We start from the raw sequence: 23,902 nt of genomic DNA on the forward strand, positions 1-23,902 counted from the left end.
AAAGGGCGCCAATCAAAGGCGCCCAAAGGGGAGAAAATCGGCTTAGGAGAAATATGTAAGCTTGATTTTATATAAGCATTAAGCATGCCAACTTCCATCCCCTTTTTGTTTTGAGTGGTTTTAAATGAGTGATTGATATAAAGCCAAGTACTCTGTTGCACTTTTATCCCAGCTCAAGTTTTGAGACATCCCATTTTTTTGTAATTGCTTCCAAGTTTTAGGTGCGTTGATAAACATATCTAGCGCCCGATAAATGCTTGCAATTAAACCATCTGCACTAGCCTCCACCATGACAAATCCGTTTGCAGTGTTGTTAGCTAAGTGCGCTGTATTTGCATCAATAATAGAGTCTGCAAGCCCGCCAGTAGCATTAACGACGGGTGGTGTACCATACGCTAGCCCATATAACTGATTCAAGCCGCACGGCTCAAACCGTGACGGCATGATAAACATATCGCTACCAGCCATGATTTGGTGAGATAAAGGCTCATTGTAGCCAATGGTAGTGCTGACGCGACTTGGGTTCTTTGATGCAATCTCTAGAAACGCTAACTCTAATTCAGTTTCACCACTACCAAGTAATGCAAACTGGCATCCTTGGTCAATCAGGCTTTGTAGATGGGGAAGCAACATATCTAAGCCTTTTTGATGTGTCAAGCGGCTTACTACGCCCAACAATGGTGCGCTTGCATCGATATCGAGCCCAAGTTTTTGCTGTAATGCTTTTTTTACTTGTTTTTTGCCAGCTAATTTAGAAGCACTGTAATTCTTGATTAAATACTGATCAGTTTCTGGGTTCCATTCATCGGTTTCAATTCCATTTAAAATTCCTTTAATTTCATCGCCCCGTTTACTGAGTAGGCCTTCTAATCCAAAACCAAAGGCGGTTGTTTGAATCTCTTGCGCATAGCGTGGGCTAACCGTTGATATACCATCAGCGTAAAATATTCCAGCTTTTAAAAATGATAGTTGGCCGTGATACTCAAAACCCTCAATACTAAAACCTGTGCTAGGTAAGCCTAAACTCGTCACCCAATGTGGCGGGTAGCAACCTTGAAATGCCATATTATGTAGGCTGATAATTGATTTAGCCTGAGCGTGTTCTGTGAGCTTCATATATGCAGGGGTCAACCCAGTTTGCCAATCATTGCAATGTACAATGTCTGGATGCCAGTCATCAATAGGAGAGTGGTTGCTTGCCAATATTGACGCGACTTTTGATAGCACACCAAAGCGGATTGGATTGTCTTGCCATTCCAATCCAAGTTTGTCTGAATAAGGTCCGCCATCTCGTTCATAGATGTCAGGTGCTTTAATCACCAACACCTTGACTTGTGTATCCTCTATTGTGCCAAACTGTAGCTCTGCATGGCCAATATGCGGTAAGTTGTCTATGCGTGCCAATGTTTTGAGGCTATTTAATGATTCCAATACAGCAGGGTATCCTGGTATCAGGATGCGAATATCAACCCCCAGCCCCTGTAATGCGCTGGGTAAAGAGCCGCTAACATCAGCCAATCCACCTGTTTTAATCAGTGGAAAAACTTCGGAGCTCACAAATAATACTTTCATTGCCATGGTTTTCTCGCTAAAGTTCTTATGTTTATTCTAGTATTGATTAAATTTATTAGAAGATTTTACTATACGACGATACTAATCTGGGTTTAAGAATATGAATTCCGCGATAAATATTACAAATACGTTTGCTGTTGGCGTTGGCGCTGCATTAGGTGCTTGGAGTCGATGGGGGCTAGGGATTGCATTTAATGCAGTTCTGCCAAACCTGCCACTTGGTACTTTAATAGCCAATCTTAGTGGCGGGTTATTGATGGGTGTTGCAATGGGTTTAATTGGTCTAGGTAGTTTGGATCACCCAAGCTTGCGGTTATTTGTCACGACTGGTTTCCTCGGTGGGCTCACTACATTTTCTGCTTTTACTGGTGAAAGTTTATCTTTATTACATAAGCATGAGTATCACTTGGCCGTTTTTCATACGTTTACTCACCTATTTGGAGCGTTGCTAATGGCGGCATTAGGGGTTGCTGCGGTGCAATATTTTAAACATTAATGAAGTTTAGTGGAATTTTGTATTAGGGAATTAGTCGTAGTGTTATCAATGTTTTTTATATTCTACTGCGAGTGAAAATGCGACTATTAACTAATACTTTAAGCTTGAGTTTGTCAGTACTACTTTCAATGACTCTTCTATCGGTGGCTAACATGGCAAATGCTGCTTGCTCTGACTTGTACAATCATCAGTTTTCAACCTTGCAAGGTGAAAAAATTAATCTTTGTGATTATCAAAACAAACCAATTTTAGTTGTAAATACAGCAAGTAAGTGTGGTTTCACGCCACAATTTGAAGCTTTAGAAGGTTTATATAGTCAATACAAAGATCGTGGTTTGCTGGTCATCGGTTTTCCTTCAAATGATTTTAAGCAAGAATTAAGCGATGATAAGCAGATTGGTGATTTTTGTAAGTTAACTTACTCAGTTAAATTCCCGATGATCACTAAATCCTCTGTGAGTGGTAAAACAGCTAACCCATTTTATAAGCAGCTAATCGTAAAAACAGGGCAATCGCCAAGTTGGAATTTCTTTAAATATGTCATTTTGCCAGGTGGCAATGATGTTTATGCATTTAGTAGTGATGTAAAGCCTAATGCTGTAGAAATTGTGAGTAAGATTAAGTCTGGTTTGAAATAAAAGTTGCTTAGATGAATATAATAAAAAGGTGCTTGTTGCACCTTTTTATTATATTGAAGAGCCTGAGCTACTATTTGCTAATTGCAGGATGTCTCATCTTTTCTAGAATAATCGCTGAAAGCTCCTCAACAGAGCGACTAGTGGAGTCTGCCCAAGTGATTCCTGCCGTTCGCATTAAACTCTCGGCGGTTGTAATTTCTTGGCGACAGTTATCCAGTGAAGCATAGAAGCTTCCAGCTCTACGTTCGTTACGAACAGCATGAAGTCGCTCAGCTTTAATGGTTAACCCAAAAATCTTACCTAAGTGTTTATGTAGTACTGCGGGTAATGTGCCACGTTCAAAGTCTTCAGGGATAAGCGGGTAGTTTGCTGCCTTAACCCCAAATTGCATGGCAAGATAAACGCTGGTGGGTGTTTTACCGCAACGTGAGACGCCAACTAAAATCACCTCAGCTTCTTCTAGGCCTGAGTTGGTCATTCCATCATCATGGTTAAGCGTAAAATTAATCGCCTCCATGCGCTCATTATAGCTACTGCCCATGACGCTATGCGCAATACCAGCGCCAGTGAGGGGTTTTTGATCCAGCTCTAAGCCAAGAGGGTCAATAAAAGTATTAAACAAGTCGATAAAGTAGGCGTTGCATTGCTTTAACGCATTACGCAAGGCAATGTCGCCTAAGGTCATAATCACTACTGGTCGCCCACCGTCTTCTTCAGTTGCTAACGCAATGGCATCTTGCGCTAGTTTTATCTTCTCTAACGTATTGGTAAATGGGAGGCGCACCAGCTTGAAATGAGTGCTAGGAAAGTGTTCCAGCAACTTACCTAATGCGCCTGCCGTAATACCCGTGCCGTCCGAAATAAAGAATGCAGTACGATTAATCATGACAGTTTATCCATATTGACTAGCTTTTGTTTTTAGTGAGAAGCTGCCAAGTAGCTACAACTGTATCTGGGTTTAGTGAGATAGATTTAATGCCCTCATCTACTAACCATTCCGCAAAGTCAGGATGATCTGACGGGCCTTGACCACAAATACCTACATATTTACCTAAACGGTTGCAGGTGCTGATGGCCATTTTGAGTAACACTTTTACCGCATCGTTACGTTCATCAAAGCCATCTGCAAGTATGCCAGAGTCACGGTCCATCCCTAAAGTTAGTTGCGTTAAGTCATTTGAACCAATTGAGAAGCCATCAAAGTAAGCGAGGAACTGCTCTGCAAGCAATGCATTAGATGGAATTTCACACATCATGATGAGGCGTAAACCATTTTCACCACGTTTCAGACCATTTGCAGCCATGATTTCAGTCACTGCTTTTGCTTCAGCAATAGTGCGAACGAAAGGAATCATTAACTCAACGTTGGTTAAACCCATTTCATCACGTACTTTTTTCATAGCAACACATTCCATTGCAAAGCACTCTTTAAAGTCTTCTGCCATGTAACGAGCCGCACCGCGGAAGCCAATCATTGGATTTTCTTCATCTGGCTCGTAAATCTCGCCGCCCACTAACTTTTTGTATTCATTAGATTTAAAGTCTGAAGTACGCACAATCACAGGTTTTGGGTAAAACGCAGCAGCAATCGTGGCAACGCCTTCAGCTACTTTGTCGATATAAAATTGCTTAGGTGAAGCATAGCCACGTGAGCGGTTTTTAATCGTTGCTTGAATCGCACTTGGCATTGCATCCATATTTAAAATTGCTTTTGGATGGATGCCTACCATGTTGTTAATCACAAATTCTAGGCGGGCTAAGCCTACGCCATCATTTGGTGTTTTAGCAAAGCTGAACGCCATATCAGGGTTGCCAACGTTCATCATGATTTTACATGGGGCAGGTTTAAGTGCAGCAGCAGCTTGCGTGCTTACGTCATATTCAATCTCACCATGGTACACAAAGCCTGATTCACCTTCAGCACATGATACGGTAACGATTTCACCTTCACGTAATACATCAGTAGCGTTAACCGCGCCAACAATTGCTGGAATGCCTAGTTCACGCGCGATAATCGCTGCATGGCAGGTACGGCCACCACGGTTAGTGACTAAAGCACTTGCGCGTTTCATCACTGGTTCCCAGTTAGGGTCTGTCATGTCAGCCACCAATACGTCACCTGGTTGCACTAAGTGCATGTCTGCTGGATCAAGCACGATACGCACAGGGCCTACGCCTACTTTTTGCGTAACAGCGCGACCTACCACCAGTGGTTTCTCGCTATGTTTGTTCAGTTTGAAAGTCTCTGTCACGTTGTTCACTGCTTCTTGTGATTTTACGGTTTCAGGACGTGCTTGTAATATATAGAGCTTATTGTCTACACCATTCTTACCCCATTCGATGTCCATTGGGCAGCCGTAATGTTGTTCAATGGTCATTGCGTAACGAGCAAGTTCTAATACATCTTCATTCGATAATGAGTAGCGGTCGCTATCAACTGGATCCACGTCAATGGTATGTGTACTCTTGCCAGCACGAGTTGCATCACTGAATACCATCTTAATCAATTTAGAACCCATGGTGCGGCGTACGATTGATGGTTTACCTTGTGCTAAGGTTGGTTTGTGTACGTAGAACTCATCAGGGTTTACTGCACCTTGTACTACAGTTTCACCCAGGCCGTAAGATGATGTGATAAACACTACATCTTTAAAGCCTGATTCAGTGTCAATCGTAAACATGACGCCTGCACAGCCAATATCACTACGTACCATTTGTTGTACACCCGCTGAAAGTGCAACATCAGCGTGAACAAAGCCTTTATGAACGCGGTATGAAATTGCGCGGTCGTTATATAAAGAAGCAAATACTTCTTTAATTGCGTGCAAGATATTATCTAAGCCTTGAATATTTAAGAACGACTCTTGCTGACCAGCAAAAGATGCATCTGGTAAATCTTCTGCGGTCGCTGATGAACGAACTGCAAACGTAGCACCGTTACCTGATTTAGCTGTCAAGATTTCGTAGTTTTCAGCAATTGCTTTTTCTAATGCCACAGGGAATGGTGCTGCCATAATCCACTCGCGCACTTGTTTACCACATATGGCAAGTGCTTGTGTGTCATCGACGTTTAATTTATCAAGTTCAGCATTGATTTTGGCATCCAAGCCATTTTGAGCTAAAAATTCACGATATGCATCTGCAGTGGTAGCAAAGCCAGTAGGGACCCTTACACCTTTTGCAGTTAGCTGAGAAATCATTTCACCTAACGATGCATTCTTACCGCCGACTGAAGGTACGTCTACGTTGCGTAAATTTTCAAATGGAATAACGTGGGCTGACATGATAGTTCCTTAGATGTTTCTAACAAATGATTAGTTTTCTAACTTTAAACTCGCGCTTCATTAAGACTTAATTCATTTCACTGACTATGCCTTATGAGCAGAAGGGGAGATGACATGCGTTAGATTATTTTAATAATCCCTTATTTTGCCTAATTATGTTGGGGTTGTCACCTGAAAAACTACACATTGAATAAATTCTTTGGTTTTTAAATATACTTTAACCATTAATGCTTGGAACATTAGTCTTGAGAATTATGAAAATTGCTTAGGCTAAGCTAAAATGTCGTGGATAGCTAAAATTATCATCAATAAACACATTCATTACTCAGTCTTATCATTATGCAATCTTACAGAGAACAAAACGACCTAATTATTATCGGTCCTACTAATACTCAGTTTAGTAGGCACCATCAATGACCGCAAGTATTGAAGTGTCAACCAGTGGTCGTTTGCATATGGGTTTTTTTGATTTGCATGGTGGCTTAGGCCGCAAATTTGGCAGTATTGGTTTGAGCCTATCTGAGCCTAGCCTGGTAATGACTGCCAAACCATCAAAGGTACTTAACGTATCTGGGGCTGATTCTGTACCTGAATCTGTGATTTCAAGGGTTTCTGCAGTTGCACGACAGATTTTAGGCGCCATGAATGTTGCAGAGGCTGTTGAAATAAATGTTAGCGAGTCCTTGCCAGAGCACTCTGGCCTAGGTTCTGGCACACAAATGGCGCTGGCTACTGGTGCTGTTATCAATTATTTATATCAGCTTAACCTCAATACGATGCAGCTTGCTGCGTTGACGGGACGTGGCAGGCGCTCTGGTGTGGGTATCTCTGCGTTTGATTATGGTGGGTTGTTGATTGATGGTGGTCGAGCGCTCTCTGCGACACATGCGAGCCCGCCACCGATGCTAGCAAGGTATGATTTTCCTAAAGAGTGGGCTATATTGTTAATCTTTGATACAAGTGAGCCAGGTATTCATGGTGAGCAAGAGAAAATTGCATTTAACGAGCTTCCAGCTTTCTCAGAAAATTTAGCTGCACATTTATGTAGACATGTATTGATGCAGGCGATGCCAGCTTTAGTTGAGCGGGATTTAATTGCTTTTGGCCAAAGCATACAAGTGTTGCAGCAACATGTAGGAGACTATTTTTTACCTGTGCAAGGGGGACGGTACGCGAGTAGGTTGGTCAGTGCAGTGCTTGAGCGACTTGAGGCAATGGGAGCGCCATGTTTTGGCCAGAGCTCATGGGGGCCAACAGGTTTTGCTATATTCGCCAATAAACAAGACGCAGAACAGCATTTGCAGCAACTGAAAACAAAGTTTACCGACCAAGCGCTTTCATGGAAAATTTGCAGTGCATGCAATCATGGTGCAAAATTCAATAAATTAGAGATAACCGTATAAACTTTACAACAGTTAGGTTTATAAAATTAACACAAACATACAACATTTAAGGAAAGTAACAATGGAAAAAGCTAGCATTTTGCATTTATTCACAGCCGCTAAGAACGCTAGTCCGTTTGATGTCAATATGGCTTTTGACGCTGGTTTTGACAAAATTATGCCTTATACCAATGTTGAGCTCTCTGAGGTCACTGGCTTAACGCAAGATGCAATTTTCTCACGCGGTCTCTCTGGTGTGAAGCGTGAGGGTATTTTTATCGGTGGTCGTGATATCGATTTAGCGATGGATATGCTTACTGCTGCGAAGAAAGCGATGTTTGCACCTTTTGCTTGTTCTGTATTTGCTGATCCATCAGGCGCTTTTACTACAGCTGCAGCGATGATTGCAAAAGTAGAAGCACACCTTAAAGAAAACTTTGGTGAAAGCTTGAGCGGTAAAACCTTAAGTGTATTTGGTTCTACAGGTCCAGTTGGAAGCTGTGCATCAATTATTGCAGCGCAACAAGGCGCTAATGTGCAAATGGTTGCGCATAGCTCAGTGGCTTCTGTTGAGCCTAAGGCTGCTGCTTGGAATGAAAAATACCAAGTGAATATGAAAGTAGTGGACGGTACAACCGAGGCGAAGAAAGAAGAAATTCTTGCTCAGTCTGATATCGTGATTTGTTCTGCGGCGGCGGGTATACAAGTGATTAGCAAAGAGCAGTTAGCACTTGCGAGAAATCTAAAAGTGGTTGCTGATGTTAATGCAGTTGCACCGCTTGGCGTGCAAGGTGTGGGCGTAAGTGATGATGGTGTGAAAATTGAGGGTACCAATATTTACGGTATTGGTGCAATTGCGGTTGGGCAGTTAAAATATAACACCCAACATCAACTACTTAAACAAATGATGCCAACAGACCAGCCGTTTGAAAAACCTAAGTACTTAGAATTTGCTGCAGCATTTAAGTTGGCACGTGACTTATTAAAAGTTCACTCTTAATCATTGCTTTATCAGCGCGGCCTTTTGTTGAGGCCGCGGTAAATGCTGGATACAATGTTTTTGCTATTGATGCATTTTCCGATGAGCAAACTGTTGCATTGGCAGAGAAAGCGCTGGTTGTAAGTTATGGCGACCTTGGATTTAATGCGGATGATCTACTGCAGAAGCTCCATGAGTTAGATAAAGAGTTGATGCAACTAAGCCAGTTTGTTGGCTTAGTGTATGGAAGTGGGTTTGAAGCGCAGCCTGATTTGTTGCAAAAAGTGGCTGAGCTAATTCCTGTGATTGGTAATTCCACAGCTACTTTAATGGCTGTCAAAAGTGCGAGTGTTTTTTTTGCGACTATGCAAAAGCTGAACATTAAGCACCCTGAAACTTATGAGAAGTTACCTGCTGATGCTGATTTAAGTTTGTATGTATATAAGTTTTCTGGTGGTAGTGGTGGTGTACATATAAAACCTGCAAAGTCGATACAAAGTCACTTATTAGAGAACCATTACTTCCAAAGTAAAATTGAAGGGTTGTCTGTTTCATTATTATTTATCGCCAATGGTGATGAAGTTGAACTCGTGGGGTTTAATGAGCAGTGGTTAAGCGCTAATGAGCATGTATCGTTCCGCTATGGCGGCGCAGTGAGTCATGCTGATCTATCCGTAGATGTACAGCAGCAGTTGTTAAGTGCGGCTAAGCAGTTAACAGTTGCATTTGGTCTGGTAGGTTTAAATAGTCTAGATGCGATTGTGCAAAAAACGAATGTAGGTGTAGAGCAAGTGTATGTGTTAGAAATCAACCCTAGGCTCAGTGCAACGGTTGATTTGTATGGGGTTGATGATAAAGCTTTACTTTATCGCCATACACAGGCCTGTTTGAATCAGCAGTTGGATAGCATGGGTCGCCAGCCTCAGCATGAGCTAGGTGTAAAATCTAAGGCGCATGCTATTGTGTATGCTGATATTGATGTAGTACTAATGGCTGGAATGGTTTGGCCAAGTTGGGTGACGGATAGTCCTATCCAAATAAATACACCATTGAAAATTATGGCTGGTGCTCCAGTTTGCAGTGTGTTTGCGTATGCAGATAATGCAGATGCAGCAAAAAAAGAAGTGCTAACTAGAGTGCGGCAGATTAAAAAATTATTACAATCTACCAATTAGAAAAAAGCTATCCTTAATTAGGGGTATTGAGTAGAACTAAAGGGAAAAAATGCAAAACACACCTTCATCACAAATATTAGCAACAAAACCTAGCGTTAATCAGCTTAGCGCGCCATTAGTAAAAAGACTGATAGAGCAAGCGGATACTTTGCATGTTGGTGTGTCGAAGCACGCTTCTGGATGTACTTTAGTTGATGCAGGTATTCAATTTCCAGGCTGTGCAGAGGCTGGTCGTTTAATTGCAGAAATCTGCATGGGTGGCTTAGGGGTGGTTAATCTGCAATCTGACGACCGTTTTGCAGATTGGCATGACGCAATTGCCGTGACCTCAACGCAGCCTGTGTTTGCTTGTTTGGCTAGCCAATATGCTGGCTGGGCGCTCAGTCATGAGAAATTCTTTTCATTAGGTTCTGGCCCTGCGCGTGCACTCGCGCAACGTGAAGATTTATTTAAAGAGCTTGAGTATGTAGATAGTGGTACCAGCACTTGTATCGTTTTAGAAACAGATAAAGTGCCACCTGTTGAAGTTGTCGAAAAAATATTACGTGACACTAAAATGTCGCCAGAGCAGCTAACTATCATCTTAACGCCAACAACAAGTGTTGCTGGTGTAGTGCAAATTGTCGGTCGTGTATTAGAAGTGGCCTTACACAAAGCGCATACTTTACATTTTCCACTTGAGAATATTGTAAGTGGGACAGGCTTGGCTGTGTTGCCGCCAGTTGCAAATGACTTTATGACTGGCATGGGGCGTACCAATGATGCTATTTTGTTTGGCGGATTTGTGAGCTTACAAGTAAAGGGTGATGATGCTGCAGCGGCTAAATTAGCACAAGATTTGCCGAGTAGCGCGTCTAAAGACTACGGTAAAACCTTTGCTGAAGTTTTTAAATTCTATGACATGGATTTTTACAAAATCGATCCTATGCTATTTAGCCCAGCTAAAGTGGCTGTGACTAACATTGATACAGGCAACGTGTTTGAAGCTGGTCAGTTAAATGCAGACTTGATTGATTTATCATTTCGCTAATCGTATTAAAAATGTCTTTAAGCCCTGAGTTAGTTTAATTATTCGTTTGATTTAAGCTTTGAAAATACCTATATTCACAGATGATGCTGGTTGGCAGGGCAACCAGCTGAAGCTCGCATTTGCAAAACGTGGTGTCGAAACTACGTTTGTATCTTTACAGGATTGCGTAATTAATTTAGCGCAACAACGCCCACATATCGAAATTCCATATTTTGATACCAAACCACAGGCGGCATTTGTACGCGGTGTGGCTGGCGGAACTTTACCGCAGGTCATTACCCGCTTAAATGTGTTGCATATGCTTACGATGCAAGGCGTTCGTATTTATAACCAAGTGCGCGCAATTGAACGCACTGTTGATAAAGCGATGACGAGTTTTTTATTACGTGAGCATGATGTGATGACACCAGCTACTTGGGTATGTGAATCTAGGTCGCAAGCAGGAATGGTGCGAGAGCAAGCGCAAAAAAATAATCAACAATTAGTGTTAAAACCACTTTTTGGCTCGCAAGGGCAGGGTGTTCGTAAACTCAGTGCGCATGAATCTTTGCCTGTGCCTATGCAGCAATATGTGGATGGCGTTTATTATTTTCAAGAGTTCATTGAAACGGCTGATTCACCACATGATTATCGTGTCTTTGTGATTGCTGGTAGAGTGATTTCAACCATGCGTAGGCTCGGTAGCGGATTTGTCAATAATGTCGCTGCTGGTGGGCGTTGTGAGGCTGTGCAGGCCAATGAGGCTATGATAGAGATTGCCTTAAAAGCGGCCCAAGCCGTTGATATAGATTATTGCGGTGTCGATGTTATTCAGGCTGAGACAGGCGAATATTATGTATTAGAGGTGAATAGCATTCCCGCTTGGCGCGGCTTGCAGAGCGTTACTGATTTTAATATTGCTGAAGTGCTCGTTGATGATTTCCTGGATAAACTTAATTGAATGTCTTGAGCTATGCCGAATAAGCTAACACCTGATCAATTAGCACTCGCTTATAAAAATGCATGCATGGCCGAATTGCAGGCATTAAAACCAGGAAACGTACACGCATTTGCAGATGGTCACGGTATGACCATTCATGACTTTATTCAAAGTGCTGATGTGACCGCAGAACCCATTACTAGACCTGATCTATCTGTAGGTGAGCGTGTTTTTTACTCAGTAGAGGCGACAAAGAATGCAGTTGGACAGAATACCAATTTGGGTATGCTTTTGCTGTGTGCGCCGTTGATACATGCAGCCTTAAATTTGCAATCCGGACAGTCCTTATGGAGTCAGTTGAATGCAACATTAAATCAATTGACTGTAGATGATGCAGTGCTTGTTGCCGAATCAATTGTTTTGGCTAACCCCGCTGGCTTGGGTGCATCTGATCAACATGATGTACATGAAACACCCAAAATCAATCTGCTTGAAATGATGCGTTCTGCACAAGATAAAGACCGCATTTCTTGGCAATATGCAAATGCATTTCAAGATGTTGCCAGTTTTGGTGTTAATTTATATGCTGATGCTTTGCTTAAGTGGGAAAATACAGCGTGGGCAACAACAGCATTGTATTTGGGGTTTTTAACTAAAAATACCGATACACATGTACAGCGTAAATATGGAGTAGAGATTGCTAATATTTTGATGCAAGAGGCTAAAGAAATTGAATCCAATTATTGGGCCACGCATAATCCTAAATTAATACAGAAGCAGTTGCTGGCTTGGGACGCATCACTTAAAGCAAGGGAAATTAACCCAGGCACAACTGCGGATTTGACGGTAGCCACTTTATTAGCTAGTAATTTAGCGCTTTCACCATAAAAAACTAATCATCTTTTTGTCACGTTTTTTGCCTCACGTCGGATCCGACTATCGATTCTCATGAGATCAAAATTAGAATGCTAAGTATGATAAGTGCTTCAAATATTAAGCATATTTAGACACTGAACATCACCAATTTGGAATAAAAATATAAATGAAAATAGCATTATTGGAAGATGATCTGGCATTTGCCGAAATATTGATAGAGTGGCTACAAGAAGCTGATTTTGAGGTGGATCATTTTAAAACAGGGATAGATTTCTTACGTAAGTTCCCTCATGAGCAATACGATTTGTGTGTCTTTGACTGGGCTTTGCCAGACATGGAAGGCCCAGATGTGATGGTTAGCATCAAGCTTAGAGCAAATAAACTACCTCCAATTATCTTCTTTACAGGTAGATCAGAAGAGCAGGATATTGTTCGTGTAATTGAAGCAGGGGCTGATGATTATGTCGTCAAGCCGGCTAGCCGTCCTTTGTTGATGGCGCGCATTAACGCATTACTCAGACGTACATCTAATCAGCATGCAGATGAAACTGATTACGAGTTTGGCGCATTAAAGTTTGATGTAAAACTAAGAGCTGTAACGCTTGCTGGAGAAGAGGTTAGGTTAACTGATAAAGAGTTTGATTTAGCGTTGTATTTCTTGAAAAATGAGGGAGCTTTGTTATCAAGAGTGCATTTAATGCATGTGGTATGGGGTGCTAGCTCAGATGTTGAAACACGCAAAGTAGATGTACATATTAGTCATCTACGTTCAAAATTAAAGCTCACACCAGAGTATGGCTGGAAGTTAACCTCCATTTACCAGCAGGGTTATCGGCTTGAACGTAAGTTAGATTGATGTAGTTGTCCGCAGCATATAATTTACAAAACTTAACATACGCATATTGCGTGTAATAGGTAAATTTAGAACTGTTCATGGTATTTTGTTCATGACTTACAGTTCTAGAAGTTAACCTGCATCATGACTATAAAAATAAAAGACCAATCTTGTGTGATATTTGCAATATTATTAAGCGTTAGTAATGCTTGCTTTGTCGATGGACTGACACAATCTGCGTGGCAACATCCTGCAACAACTAACGATTTTTTGGAAATGAATTGTCAAGACTGTCAGGTTGCAGGCTCAAATATACTTTTACCGTCGTGGCAGGTGCCTAAAAACTCGGTAGGAAAGCTACTATCAGAGCAAGTTATTCATATAACATCCGTAGGTCTGTAAGTTATTTATGCGAATGAATGACAAGATATTTACAGCAATTACACTTGCGTTGATAGCTTCTATATTAGCGTTAAGTGAAGTTTTGGTTCGGTTTGATTATTTGTATTATGATTTAGGACGGCATCTAAGTTTCAAGAGCGCGCCAGACAATGTCGTGATTGTCGCAATTGATGAAGTGAGCTTAGATGCGATAGGCAGATGGCCTTGGTCTAGGCGGTTTCATACTGAACTCATTAATCATTTAATCAACGAGAGACCAAAGGCGATAGGTTTTGATATCGTGTTTTCTGAACCAGAGCTCGATGCTACAGACGTAGACTATGCTTTTGCGGAAGCAATTCGCCGTGCTGGTAACGTTGTGTTACCGATTTTTCTGGAGGCGCAGTATGCAGGGGCCACCATCAAACAAAACACACCCATTCCAGCATTGGCCTCCGCTGCGGCGGCGCTAGGCCGTATTAATGTTTCGCTTGATGCTTATGGGGTTGCTCGTGGCATTTACTTGTGGGAAGGGTTGTCAGAAGATGGTTTGGCCGCGGTAGGGTTGCCTCATTTTTCACAATCAATATTGCAAATAGCTGATTTATTGCCTGCTAATATGAATATTATTCCTCCTGGTCTTCACCTAGTCGAGCCAGTTGCTTTAAATGCTGGTGCTTATGTCGAGAAACGTTTGATTTCTAGCTCGCAGCGTAAAATTAGTATTTTCGGACCATCTAAACACTTTATCCAAATATCCTATATTGATGTGCTGGCGAACAAATACTCATCGGGGTTTTTTAAAGATAAAATTGTACTCATTGGTGTTACAGCGCCAAGATTTGGCGATGTATTGCCCACTCCTCTTTCACTTACGTCTCAATCAATGTCTGGTATCGAGTTTCATGCTAACGTGATAGCTACGATGCAAAGCTCTTCGTTGGTGATAGATGCGCCAAGTTGGATAGTTAGTTTGTTGTGCGCATTGTTAGCGATGCTACCTTTGTTTTGGCTATCAAGACTGACTCCTTTTAAATCAGTGGTGTTGATTGCTGTATATTTCTTTGCAATTATTTTGGCTTCACTTTCTATCGTTCATGGGTGGGGTATTTGGGTGCCTACATCGGGCGCGTTAATTGCGATATTACTGGCGTATCCAATCTGGAGTTGGCGCAAGCTTGATTCTGCTCAACTGTCCCTTGACAAAGAATTACAAAGATTGCGTGACGAGTTGTCCGCATTAGGTATGGTGACAGAAGATAACATAGACGGAGTATACGAGGATCCTTTACAGTCAAGAATTCTAAAGGTGAACTTAACTGCCCAGCACTTACGTAACTTGCACAAAAGTAGAAATGATACGCTAGCGTTTATTTCACACGATATCCGGGCGCCTCTTGGCGCAGCAATGATGTTGCTAGATAAGTTTGAAGCTAACAAATACTCCGAACGCATGAGCAAAATGCTAATCCGTGCACATAGCATGGCTGAAGGATTTTTACAGGCGTCACGTGCTGAGATGGCAAATGTGAATAGATTTCATGAGTTAGATATTGTCAGTCTGACGCAACAAGCGATTGATGATATATATGAAATATCGATGGCTAAGCAGCTCAAGATACTCACAGACTTTCCTAAAGAGTGTGTATGGGTAAGAGGTGACTTTGGCTTGCTCTTGAGAGCAATTTCTAACATTTTATTGAACGCTGTGAAATACTCACCAGAACTAAGTGAGATAAACGTCATTTTAAAAAGCGATGTGCAATCGACTGTTTTGAAAGTGATCGATCAGGGACCAGGAATACCTGCAAAGAAAATCACAAAAGTATTTAGGCGATTTAGTCGCGCCGAAGGTGAACATCAGGCGCAGGAAGGTAGTGGTTTAGGTTTGTATTTTGTGAATGTGACTATCAAAAAGCATCGAGGTACTGTTTCTGTTCACAGTGAAGAAGGGGCTGGAGCAACTTTCATCATTTCACTACCACTTGAGCGCCGTAAAAGTAATAATCCAGTTGAGAGTGATAGAAGAAAGCATCATGTGTCGCCATTTAATGACACCATATAGTTTTTAACATCATCACTTTTAAGATATAATCTTGCACTTGATTTTGTATAAGACTGTTGTATTCAGATAATTTTACGGAGGCATGTAATGGCTACTTTATTAGACCAATTAAAAACTATGACCACTATCGTGGCAGATACTGGTGACGTTGAAGCAATCAAGGCAGTTAAGCCTGTTGATGCAACAACAAACCCATCATTAGTGTTAAAAGCAAGCCAATTGCCACAATACGCACCTTTAATTGAAACCGCGATTGCTTATGCAAAAGCACAAGGCGGCACTAAGGCAGAACAAATTGACAATGCAGCTGACAAATTAGCGGTATTGATCGGTACAGAAATTACTAAAGAAGTGCCAGGTCGCATTTCAACAGAAGTGGATGCACGTTTATCTTTCAACTTAGATGCAATGGTGGCTAAAGGCCGTAAATTGATCAAGCTTTACGAAGAAGCAGGCGTGAGTAAAGACCGCGTGTTGATCAAATTAGCATCAACATGGGAGGGCATTAAAGCTGGCGAAATCTTAGAAAAAGAAGGCATCCAATGTAACTTAACATTGTTGTTTGGTTTTGGCCAAGCACGAGCTTGTGCTGAAGCTGGTGTATTCTTAATCTCACCATTCGTTGGTCGCATCTTAGACTGGTACAAAGCTAAAAACCCAGGCACTGAGTACACACAAGAAACAGATCCAGGCGTAGTTTCAGTACGTGCTATCTATCAGTATTACAAAGAGCATGGCTATAAAACAGTAGTGATGGGCGCTTCATTCCGTAACACTGGTGAGCTAATTGCTTTGGCTGGTTGTGATCGTTTAACAGTTTCACCAAACTTGTTGCAAGACCTTGCTGCTACAGAAGGTACATTGACTCAAGTGATGAAAGATACTGGCGCGACTAAAACACCTCCAGCAAAAATGACTGAAGCTGAGTTCCGCTTTGAATTAAACCAAGATCCAATGGCAACAGAAAAACTTGCTGAAGGTATTCGTGGTTTTGTCGTTGACCAAAACAAACTTGAAGCAGCATTAAGCGAAAAACTTTAATACTTTGGTATTATTTTTGTAATTAAAGCGTAATGATGTCGCTTTAGAATTGACATAATTCGGCTGGGCATTTAACATAAGTGTCCAGTTTTTATAAGGCCGGATTTAGGCACTTAAATTCGAACTAGTGGAATTCGAAACACATTCAACCTTAGTTGATAGTCTCGTAGTAAATTGCGAATGTTAGTTAAGTGTGATGTGGAACGAGTTTCGCAAAAATAGCAATAAATTGTAATTCTTAAAATTATTAAACGGAGAAACACCATGGCTAAAACCCAAATGGCATTAGATTCATTAGATTTCGACGCAACAGTTGCATTAGCAACAACAGTTGCTCCACACGTGGACATTCTTGAAATCGGTACACCATGCATCAAGCACAACGGTATCAAATTGCTTGAAACATTACGTGCTAAATTCCCTAACAACCAAATCTTAGTTGACTTGAAAACAGCTGACGCTGGTTTCTACGAAGCTGAGCCATTCTACAAAGCTGGTGCTGACATCGTTACTGTATTAGGTATTTCTGATATGGGTACAATCAAAGGTGTAATTGATGCTGCTAACAAATACGGCAAAAAAGCACAAATCGATTTGATCAACGTTGCTGATAAAGCTGCTGTTACTAAAGCTGCTGCTGCTGCTGGCGCACACATCATTGGCGTGCACACTGGTTTAGATCAACAAGCTGCTGGTCAAACACCATTTGCTGACTTAGCATTGGTTGCTGCTTTGAACCTAGGCGTTGAAATCTCAGTTGCTGGTGGCGTTAAAGCTGCTACTGCTAAACAAGTTAAAGATGCTGGCGCAACAATCATCGTTGCTGGTGCTGCAATCTACGGCGCTGCTGATCCTGCTGCTGCTGCTGCTGAAATCACAGCTATCGTTCACGGTTAATTTAACCTATTTTCAATAAGCTTTTATTGAAATGAACGATTAAAAAATCCTGACTCAGTAATGGGTCGGGATTTTTTTTGTATTTTAAGTGTTCACTAAAATCATTGATTCGATAAGGAAATATCATGAGTAGTAGTCAAAAATTAATTTTAGACAAGTTAACGAGTATCTTGGCTGAAACAGACAATTCTAAATCAGCTGAGCTTTTAAAGCTGGTTGAAGGTGCTGGTCGTACATTTATTGGTGGCGCTGGCCGTTCTTTACTTGTGTCACGTTTCTTTGCAATGCGTTTAGTACACGCTGGTTACAATGTAAGCATGATCGGCGAAGTGGTAACGCCAGCAATTAAAGCAGGTGATTTGTTGATTTTGGTTTCAGGTTCAGGCGGTACAGAAACATTGTTGCCATTTGTTAAAAAGGCAAAATCAGTGGGGGCTAAATTAGTGGTGATTTCTATGAAAAAATCTTCACCAATGGCTGACGTAGCTGATTTGACGATTCAAATCGGTAATGACAGTAGCTTCCCATTAACAAATGGTATGCCTATGGGCTCACAGTTTGAGCTTTCTACGCTTGTTTTCTTAGAAGCAACGATTGCTGATTTGATTTTTTCAAAAGGCTTAACTGAAGAAGGTATGCGCGCTATTCATGCTAACTTAGAATAGTCGCAGGCTGTACTTAGTTTATCGGTTAAACAGTATAGCTATTTAAAAGGTTAGCTGGTAAATCAGTAGTTGTAAAAAAGCCCGACTAGTCGGGCTTTTTTATTGTTGAAGTGATGATAACTGTTCGTGAGATAACTGCTTATCGTGTAATGCTGTGGCAATCAGTGCACCATGAATACCTATAGATTTTAACGTATACAAATCTTCGACTCCACGGACTCCACCAGCAGCATATATGTGGAAGGTGCTTGCTTGTTGCTTTATTTTGGAGAGTAGTTGTATATTTGTGCCCTGATTTGCACCTACATGCGCAAGTGACATGATAATGACCTCTTGCGGCCAGTATGTCGTGTTCTCTAATAGCGCTAATGGTCCTTGGTAACCATTCGGCATAAAATCAAGCGATAGAATATGTTGGGTATTGCTTTCAGGATATGAAGTTATATATTGCTCGATACTTGAAAAGTTTTCACTGCCCAGAATGAGTTTTACATGTAGTGATGACCATAATATAAATTCTGCAATATTGCTGATACCAGCATCTACCCAAATTGTTAGATTGGGGTAGCGAAGTGAAATTAACTCGATGATGCTAAAGTTGTTACTTTGAGAGGTGGTATTAGGGTTGCTAATTTTTTGTATCGCATTCAAATCTGCGATGTAGAGTTGCTCAAAAGGGTGGAGCATGAGTAGCGCGGCGACAATATCTAAAGGCTCGCTAGACAATGTAAGTTGCGAAGTAATCGGTAGGTAATGCTGACGATCACCTTTCTTTGCGTGAACGACTATACCGTTCAATAAGTCAATTACTGGAATTATCTGCATTAATTTCTCAAGAAGCGTAGAAGTTAGTATGTTTTTTTCAGCATATTTATCACTAGTCACTTTGTTTAACTTAAATGTTAGCCTACACTTTCAGTGGTTATAGATAGCTGTAACTAGGCTGTATTATCTCAGCTTCTTTGCGTATTGGCATGAGTCTTATGTCTGGCGTAATTAGTCGGCAGTACATTTTATGCAGGCAATCTGCCAAATAGTGTAATTAAAGAGGAGTTTTGATCATCGAACCATTAAAAAAAATATTAGTCTGTGAGTATCTTACTGGCGGAGGCTTAAGTGCAGAAGCGTTGCCCGAATCATTGGTGAATGAAGGCTCGCTCATGCGGGATGCTTTGTTACGCCAATTAGTTGAGATGAATCAATTCGAAATCTTGACATTACATGATGTTAGGCTTACACCATCTTCATTGGCGAATCAAAGCGTTGAAGTAAACTCTGGACAGTTTAATCATGTGTTTACAGAAACAGTTGCCACAGTCGACTTGGTGTGGTTAATTGCGCCAGAAACCAATGGTGTTTTGCTTGAGCTAAGTGAGTTGTGTTATGCGAGCCATGAAAAAGGCGCGTTGTTTTTGGGTTGCGGATTTGACTCTACGCTAATTGGCACCAGTAAAACTTTGTGTTGTGAAGCATTACAACAGGCCAATATTCACACCTTGCTCGTGTATGCAGGTGAAGACCTCATGCAAGACAAATATCAAGTCTCAGGCACACAAAATATTCATCAATGGGTAGCTAAGCCAGAAGACGGTGCTGGTTGTGAGGGGGTTCAGATATTTGACTCATTAGATGATTTAAAAAGTTGGATTGCAAAGGATGAGCGATATCTCACGTATCTAGCTCAGCCGTATCAAGCTGGAGTAGCTGCCAGTTTTTCTATGTTGTGCCGTAATGGAAAAGCTTGGTTGCTAAGTTGTAATGAACAGCATATCGAGCATGTTGGTCGCCATTTTAAATTAACAGGGATTACGATTAACGGCATGTCCGCCTACTGGCAACGTTTTGAAACGATCGCTAGAAAGATTGCTAAGATGTTACCAGACGCATTAGGTTATATTGGTGTAGATGTGATTGTAGACACTGAAAATGACAATAAAATTTATGTGATTGAAATTAATCCGCGATTAACCACGAGCTATGTAGGGTTGGAGCAGGCCTTAGATTATAATCCTGCCAAGTTGATTTTAGATTGTGTGTTAAATGATAAGTTCTCTATGCCAAATTTAGCTAAAAAGCAGGTTGTCATTAAACTATGAGTCAAACACGTATGATAGGTTGGGATGTAGGCGGCGCGCATCTCAAAGCTGTGTTAATGAATGACCAAGGACATGTTTTAGACGCCAAGCAGGTTTACTGTCCTTTATGGAAAGGGCTTAATGAGTTGGAGTCTTCAATAGATGCCATATTATTAGAGATGCATGCCGACTCGCATGCGGTGACGATGACTGGTGAGCTAGCGGATATATTTGCAGACCGCCACACCGGCGTGTTGGAAATTTCGCAGACAATGCAGCGTAAACTTAGTATGGCTAAGCATGATGTAGTGGTTGAGTTTTTTGCTGGCGATAAAGGATTTGTTGGTATCGATGCAGTAAAACAAGTGACGAGTGATATTGCATCGATGAACTGGTTGGCGAGTGTCCATTTCTTGGCTGAAAAAGTACCACAGGCCATTTTTATTGATATTGGCAGTACTACGACCGATATCGCCTTGGTCTGTGATGGCAAGCCTCAGGTGCAAGGCCATACTGATGCGACACGCATGCAGTTTGATGAGTTGGTTTATACTGGTGTAATACGCACCCCATTAATGGCTTTAGTCCAAAAAATCCCATTTTCTGGGCAGCTTGTAAATGTTGCAGCCGAGCATTTTGCTACCACAGCAGATGTTTATACATTAACAGGCGATTTAACACCTAGTGAGAATATGGCAGATACCGCAGATGGTGCTGATAAGAATATTGCATCCAGTGCACGCCGCATTGCAAGGATGATAGGATGGGATGCACAAGAAGCCCCCTTAAGCGTTTGGATAAAACTTGCTAATGCGTTTAAACATGCGCAGCTTAACCTTGTACGTCAGGCTGTGTTAACAAAATGGTCGTCTGATCAAGATAACAATCCTAGCTTGCAGTTGATTGGGGCAGGTGCTGGAGAGTTTTTAACAGCGTCACTTGCTCAGCAATTAGGTATCCAATATCGTTCAGTAAGTGATTTTATTTCTGCAGAAAGTATATTGATTAAAAATATGGCAAAGGTTTGTTTCCCAGCATTTGCAGTTGCTTCGTTAAGGCTGTCTAGATGAGCTTTCTACAGCATCAATTGCAGTATCAGGCTGATAGCGCACATTATTTTGCGCGTATCGCTCATATGCCATGGGCGATGTTCTTAGATAGTGGACAATTGCTAAATCCTTTGACGGGTAGGGCAGGCAGTCAATATGGTCACTATGACATTTTAGTGGCTAAACCATTTATGACATTCTCTACTCATGCTCAGCATACTGAGGTGGTGAAGCATGATGAAAAATATATATCTACTGAAGACCCATTTAAGCTGGTGAATGAGGCACTAGCACCGTTGCGAGCGACTAAATCTGCTTGGCCATTTACTGGCGGCGCTGTTGGTTATTTTGGCTATGATTTAGCCAGACGGTTAGAAAAGTTAGAAAATACTGCGACTGATGACGGTTTGGTTCCTGATATGCAAATTGGTATTTATGATTGGGCGGTAGTGGTGGACCATCGTAATAAGACTGCTCATTTGGTTTCAAACGGTTTTGATCGCCAAACACATGAAGCGTGGTTGGCGTTGTGTGCCTTATTTGATGTGAAGAATGACGTTGATGCTGAGCAATTTTCCCAATTTGAAGTGACCTCTGCTGTGCATTCAAATATGGATAAAAGTGCCTATACCACAGCATTTAATGCAATTCAGACCTATATACATGAGGGTGATTGTTACCAAGTGAATCTGGCACAGCGATTTTCAGCCACTGCACGGGGTGATGCATGGACTTTTTACCAGAAGTTGAGAGAGGTAAGCCCTGCACCTTTCATGGCATATATGAATTTTGGCGACATGCAGGTGATTTCTGGGTCTCCAGAGCGATTTTTACAAGTAGTCGATGGGTATGTGGAAACGCGGCCAATTAAAGGCACTAGACCACGTGCTGATGATGCCAAGCTAGATGCACAGTATGCGAAAGAACTGCAAAAAAGTCTTAAAGACCGAGCAGAAAATCTGATGATTGTAGATTTGCTACGAAATGATATCAGTAAAAATTGTGTCACTGGTTCAGTCAAAGCAGATAAGCTTTTTCAGTTACAAAGTTTTGCAAACGTGCATCATTTAGTGAGTATTGTCACAGGTGAATTACAGGTGCGTAAAACGGCAATTGATTTATTGCGTGGTTGCTTTCCTGGTGGGTCAATTACTGGTGCGCCTAAGTTGCGATCTATGCAGATTATTGAAGAGCTGGAACCACATCGGCGTGGCGTATATTGCGGTGCTATTGGTTATATAGGCTTTGATGGCAATATGGATACTAACATTGCTATACGCACGGCTGTTTATGTGGCAAACAAAGACGGTGATGGTGAAATTAGTTTTTATGCTGGCGGTGGTATTGTTGCAGACTCAGAGGTGGAGAAAGAGTATGTGGAAACTTGGGATAAAGCCTCTAGTATGTTGAAAGTGGTGGAGTGTTTTAGTCGCAAGGCCGATTAACGGTAAGCCCTAGTTCTAAATCAAGGGGTCCTATATGTGGGTTGTTAAATTAGGTGGTAGTTTGTTGGGGTCGCCTGAACTGCCGCATTGGCTAGACATGTTGGTAAAAATCAGCGATGGCAAAGTGATTATTGTGCCAGGCGGTAGTGTGTTTGCCGATGCTGTGCGTGAAGCACAACAACGCACAGGTGTGGACGACACCGTTGCACACCATTTAGCTTTATTAGCGATGGACCAGTTCGGATTACTGCTGACGGGGATTAATAAGCAATTAGTCACCGCCAGTAGCGAGTTAGAGATTGCTGAACGTGGCTGGCAGCATCGCGCGATTGTCTGGCTACCAAGTAAAATGGTGTTAGCTGATGATGCCATTTCTAAAAATTGGCAAGTCACTTCTGATAGCTTAAGTGCTTGGTTAGCAAAAAAAATTGGTGCGGAACGGTTGTTATTAGTGAAGTCTAAACCATTGGGTACTTATGCAAATTCAACATCGGTATCATTACAAGCCTTAGTAGGCGATAGTTTAGTTGATGAAGCCTTTAAGGATTTTTACCTAACGCAACATTTTCAAGCTTACGTAATACATAAAACAAATTATGATGCTGTGGAGTCCGTATTAAGCAAACGTCATGCTGATGATGACGTGATTGTTGCTGAGAACTTATTACTTGTTCATCATTAATGTAGTCAGTTAATAGAAAGGTTCACGATGTTGTCTAAACCAGTTTTGTCTGATCAAGAAATTGAAACTAAGCTAGCCGCTGAACTACCGCATTGGTATTTAGAAAATGGCTGGATAAGGCGTAAATATAAAACCAGTGGCTGGAAAGCTACTTTAATGGTGGTGAATACCGTTGGACATTTGGCAGAAGCGGCATGGCATCATCCAGATTTAACCGTTTCTTATGCGTTTGTCATTGTGAAACTATGTACGCATGATGCAAAAGGCATCACCGAAAAAGACTTTGAGTTAGCCAAGAAAATTGAGACCGTCATTGCGTGGCAGCCAGCCAAAGAGGGTGGCGCTTTGAGTGGTACACCAAACGATGATGTTAGGTTTAAATATATTAAGTATGATGATAAATAGTATTTAATTAA

General features: G+C 41.5%; 22 protein-coding genes. 18 read left to right on the forward strand and 4 right to left on the reverse strand.

Translation table 11 applies throughout. The annotated features are described in order from the left end of the window. Window positions 1–120: 120 nt before the first annotated feature. The gene (gene glgA / locus Q7U33_RS11310) at window positions 121–1,578 is read right to left on the reverse strand and encodes a glycogen synthase GlgA (RefSeq protein ID WP_304860986.1); all 1,458 of its coding nucleotides are present in this window, start codon (window positions 1,576–1,578) and stop codon (window positions 121–123) included. Between the two features lie 94 nt (window positions 1,579–1,672). Between glgA and crcB the strand changes: the two genes are divergently transcribed. Then, window positions 1,673–2,068, forward strand: coding sequence for a fluoride efflux transporter CrcB (gene crcB / locus Q7U33_RS11315; protein WP_304860988.1), 396 nt, complete (start codon window positions 1,673–1,675; stop codon window positions 2,066–2,068). Window positions 2,069–2,220: 152 nt separating this feature from the next. After that, window positions 2,221–2,706 carry a glutathione peroxidase gene (locus Q7U33_RS11320; protein ID WP_304860990.1) on the forward strand — a complete coding sequence of 162 codons (486 nt, stop codon included), beginning with the start codon at window positions 2,221–2,223 and terminating at the stop codon, window positions 2,704–2,706. Between the two features lie 70 nt (window positions 2,707–2,776). On the opposite strand, the gene Q7U33_RS11325 is transcribed toward Q7U33_RS11320, so the two are convergent. Together Q7U33_RS11325 and ppsA are read right to left on the reverse strand one after the other, a co-directional pair. Beyond that, a complete protein-coding gene (locus Q7U33_RS11325; protein ID WP_304860992.1) occupies window positions 2,777–3,592 on the reverse strand; it encodes a pyruvate, water dikinase regulatory protein in 816 nt (271 codons plus the stop codon). Window positions 3,593–3,611: 19 nt separating this feature from the next. Further along, window positions 3,612–5,990 carry a phosphoenolpyruvate synthase gene (ppsA, locus tag Q7U33_RS11330; RefSeq protein WP_304860994.1) on the reverse strand — a complete coding sequence of 793 codons (2,379 nt, stop codon included), beginning with the start codon at window positions 5,988–5,990 and terminating at the stop codon, window positions 3,612–3,614. Between the two features lie 413 nt (window positions 5,991–6,403). Here ppsA and Q7U33_RS11335 point away from each other — a divergent pair, with 413 nt between their 5' ends. The 11 genes from Q7U33_RS11335 (at window position 6,404) to hxlB (ending at window position 18,235) form a co-directional block, all read left to right on the forward strand. Next, complete coding sequence (locus Q7U33_RS11335; RefSeq protein ID WP_304860997.1) at window positions 6,404–7,393, forward strand: beta-ribofuranosylaminobenzene 5'-phosphate synthase family protein; 990 nt, start codon at window positions 6,404–6,406, stop codon at window positions 7,391–7,393. A 61-nt stretch (window positions 7,394–7,454) separates the two neighbouring features. Then, complete coding sequence (locus tag Q7U33_RS11340; RefSeq protein WP_304860998.1) at window positions 7,455–8,372, forward strand: NAD(P)-dependent methylenetetrahydromethanopterin dehydrogenase; 918 nt, start codon at window positions 7,455–7,457, stop codon at window positions 8,370–8,372. A gap of 98 nt (window positions 8,373–8,470) precedes the next feature. Then, window positions 8,471–9,526, forward strand: a complete 1,056-nt coding sequence (locus Q7U33_RS11345) for an ATP-grasp domain-containing protein (protein ID WP_304861001.1) — start codon at window positions 8,471–8,473, stop codon at window positions 9,524–9,526. A gap of 49 nt (window positions 9,527–9,575) precedes the next feature. After that, window positions 9,576–10,556, forward strand: coding sequence for a methenyltetrahydromethanopterin cyclohydrolase (gene mch, locus Q7U33_RS11350; RefSeq protein WP_304861004.1), 981 nt, complete (start codon window positions 9,576–9,578; stop codon window positions 10,554–10,556). Window positions 10,557–10,614: 58 nt separating this feature from the next. Continuing rightward, a complete protein-coding gene (locus tag Q7U33_RS11355; RefSeq protein ID WP_304861006.1) occupies window positions 10,615–11,496 on the forward strand; it encodes a RimK family alpha-L-glutamate ligase in 882 nt (293 codons plus the stop codon). A 12-nt stretch (window positions 11,497–11,508) separates the two neighbouring features. Beyond that, a complete protein-coding gene (locus tag Q7U33_RS11360; protein WP_304861009.1) occupies window positions 11,509–12,363 on the forward strand; it encodes a triphosphoribosyl-dephospho-CoA synthase in 855 nt (284 codons plus the stop codon). Between the two features lie 154 nt (window positions 12,364–12,517). Beyond that, window positions 12,518–13,207 carry a response regulator transcription factor gene (locus Q7U33_RS11365; RefSeq protein ID WP_304861011.1) on the forward strand — a complete coding sequence of 230 codons (690 nt, stop codon included), beginning with the start codon at window positions 12,518–12,520 and terminating at the stop codon, window positions 13,205–13,207. 388 nt (window positions 13,208–13,595) lie between these two features. Next, window positions 13,596–15,632 (forward strand): CHASE2 domain-containing protein, encoded by a 2,037-nt coding sequence (locus Q7U33_RS11370; RefSeq protein ID WP_304861013.1) that lies wholly within the window; start codon window positions 13,596–13,598, stop codon window positions 15,630–15,632. A gap of 87 nt (window positions 15,633–15,719) precedes the next feature. Continuing rightward, on the forward strand, window positions 15,720–16,673 hold the full coding sequence (gene tal / locus Q7U33_RS11375; RefSeq protein WP_304861015.1) for a transaldolase: 954 nt from the start codon (window positions 15,720–15,722) through the stop codon (window positions 16,671–16,673). 264 nt (window positions 16,674–16,937) lie between these two features. Next, window positions 16,938–17,570 (forward strand): 3-hexulose-6-phosphate synthase, encoded by a 633-nt coding sequence (gene hxlA, locus Q7U33_RS11380; protein ID WP_304861017.1) that lies wholly within the window; start codon window positions 16,938–16,940, stop codon window positions 17,568–17,570. Between the two features lie 125 nt (window positions 17,571–17,695). Then, window positions 17,696–18,235 (forward strand): 6-phospho-3-hexuloisomerase, encoded by a 540-nt coding sequence (gene hxlB, locus Q7U33_RS11385; protein ID WP_304861019.1) that lies wholly within the window; start codon window positions 17,696–17,698, stop codon window positions 18,233–18,235. 99 nt (window positions 18,236–18,334) lie between these two features. Here hxlB and Q7U33_RS11390 read toward each other — a convergent pair whose 3' ends face one another. Beyond that, complete coding sequence (locus Q7U33_RS11390; RefSeq protein ID WP_304861021.1) at window positions 18,335–19,120, reverse strand: HisA/HisF-related TIM barrel protein; 786 nt, start codon at window positions 19,118–19,120, stop codon at window positions 18,335–18,337. 170 nt (window positions 19,121–19,290) lie between these two features. On the opposite strand from Q7U33_RS11390, the gene Q7U33_RS11395 reads away from it, so the two are divergent. Genes Q7U33_RS11395 through Q7U33_RS11415 form a run of 5 tightly spaced genes read left to right on the forward strand, consistent with a single transcriptional unit; the run spans window position 19,291 to window position 23,891 of the window. Next, window positions 19,291–20,331, forward strand: coding sequence for an ATP-grasp domain-containing protein (locus Q7U33_RS11395; RefSeq protein WP_304861023.1), 1,041 nt, complete (start codon window positions 19,291–19,293; stop codon window positions 20,329–20,331). Next, the gene (locus Q7U33_RS11400) at window positions 20,328–21,380 is read left to right on the forward strand and encodes a hydantoinase/oxoprolinase family protein (protein ID WP_304861025.1); all 1,053 of its coding nucleotides are present in this window, start codon (window positions 20,328–20,330) and stop codon (window positions 21,378–21,380) included. The genes Q7U33_RS11395 and Q7U33_RS11400 overlap by 4 nt, the downstream gene beginning before the upstream one ends. After that, on the forward strand, window positions 21,377–22,804 hold the full coding sequence (gene pabB, locus Q7U33_RS11405) for an aminodeoxychorismate synthase component I (protein ID WP_304861028.1): 1,428 nt from the start codon (window positions 21,377–21,379) through the stop codon (window positions 22,802–22,804). Before Q7U33_RS11400 ends, pabB begins: the two co-directional genes overlap by 4 nt. Before the next feature lie 34 nt (window positions 22,805–22,838). Beyond that, complete coding sequence (locus tag Q7U33_RS11410) at window positions 22,839–23,486, forward strand: uridylate kinase (protein WP_304861031.1); 648 nt, start codon at window positions 22,839–22,841, stop codon at window positions 23,484–23,486. A gap of 27 nt (window positions 23,487–23,513) precedes the next feature. After that, entirely contained in the window at window positions 23,514–23,891 is a 378-nt protein-coding gene (locus Q7U33_RS11415; RefSeq protein WP_304861033.1) for a 4a-hydroxytetrahydrobiopterin dehydratase, read from the forward strand. Window positions 23,892–23,902: the final 11 nt, after the last annotated feature.

The organism is Methylotenera sp., from assembly GCF_030653755.1.
Classification (GTDB): Bacteria; Pseudomonadota; Gammaproteobacteria; order Burkholderiales; family Methylophilaceae; genus Methylotenera.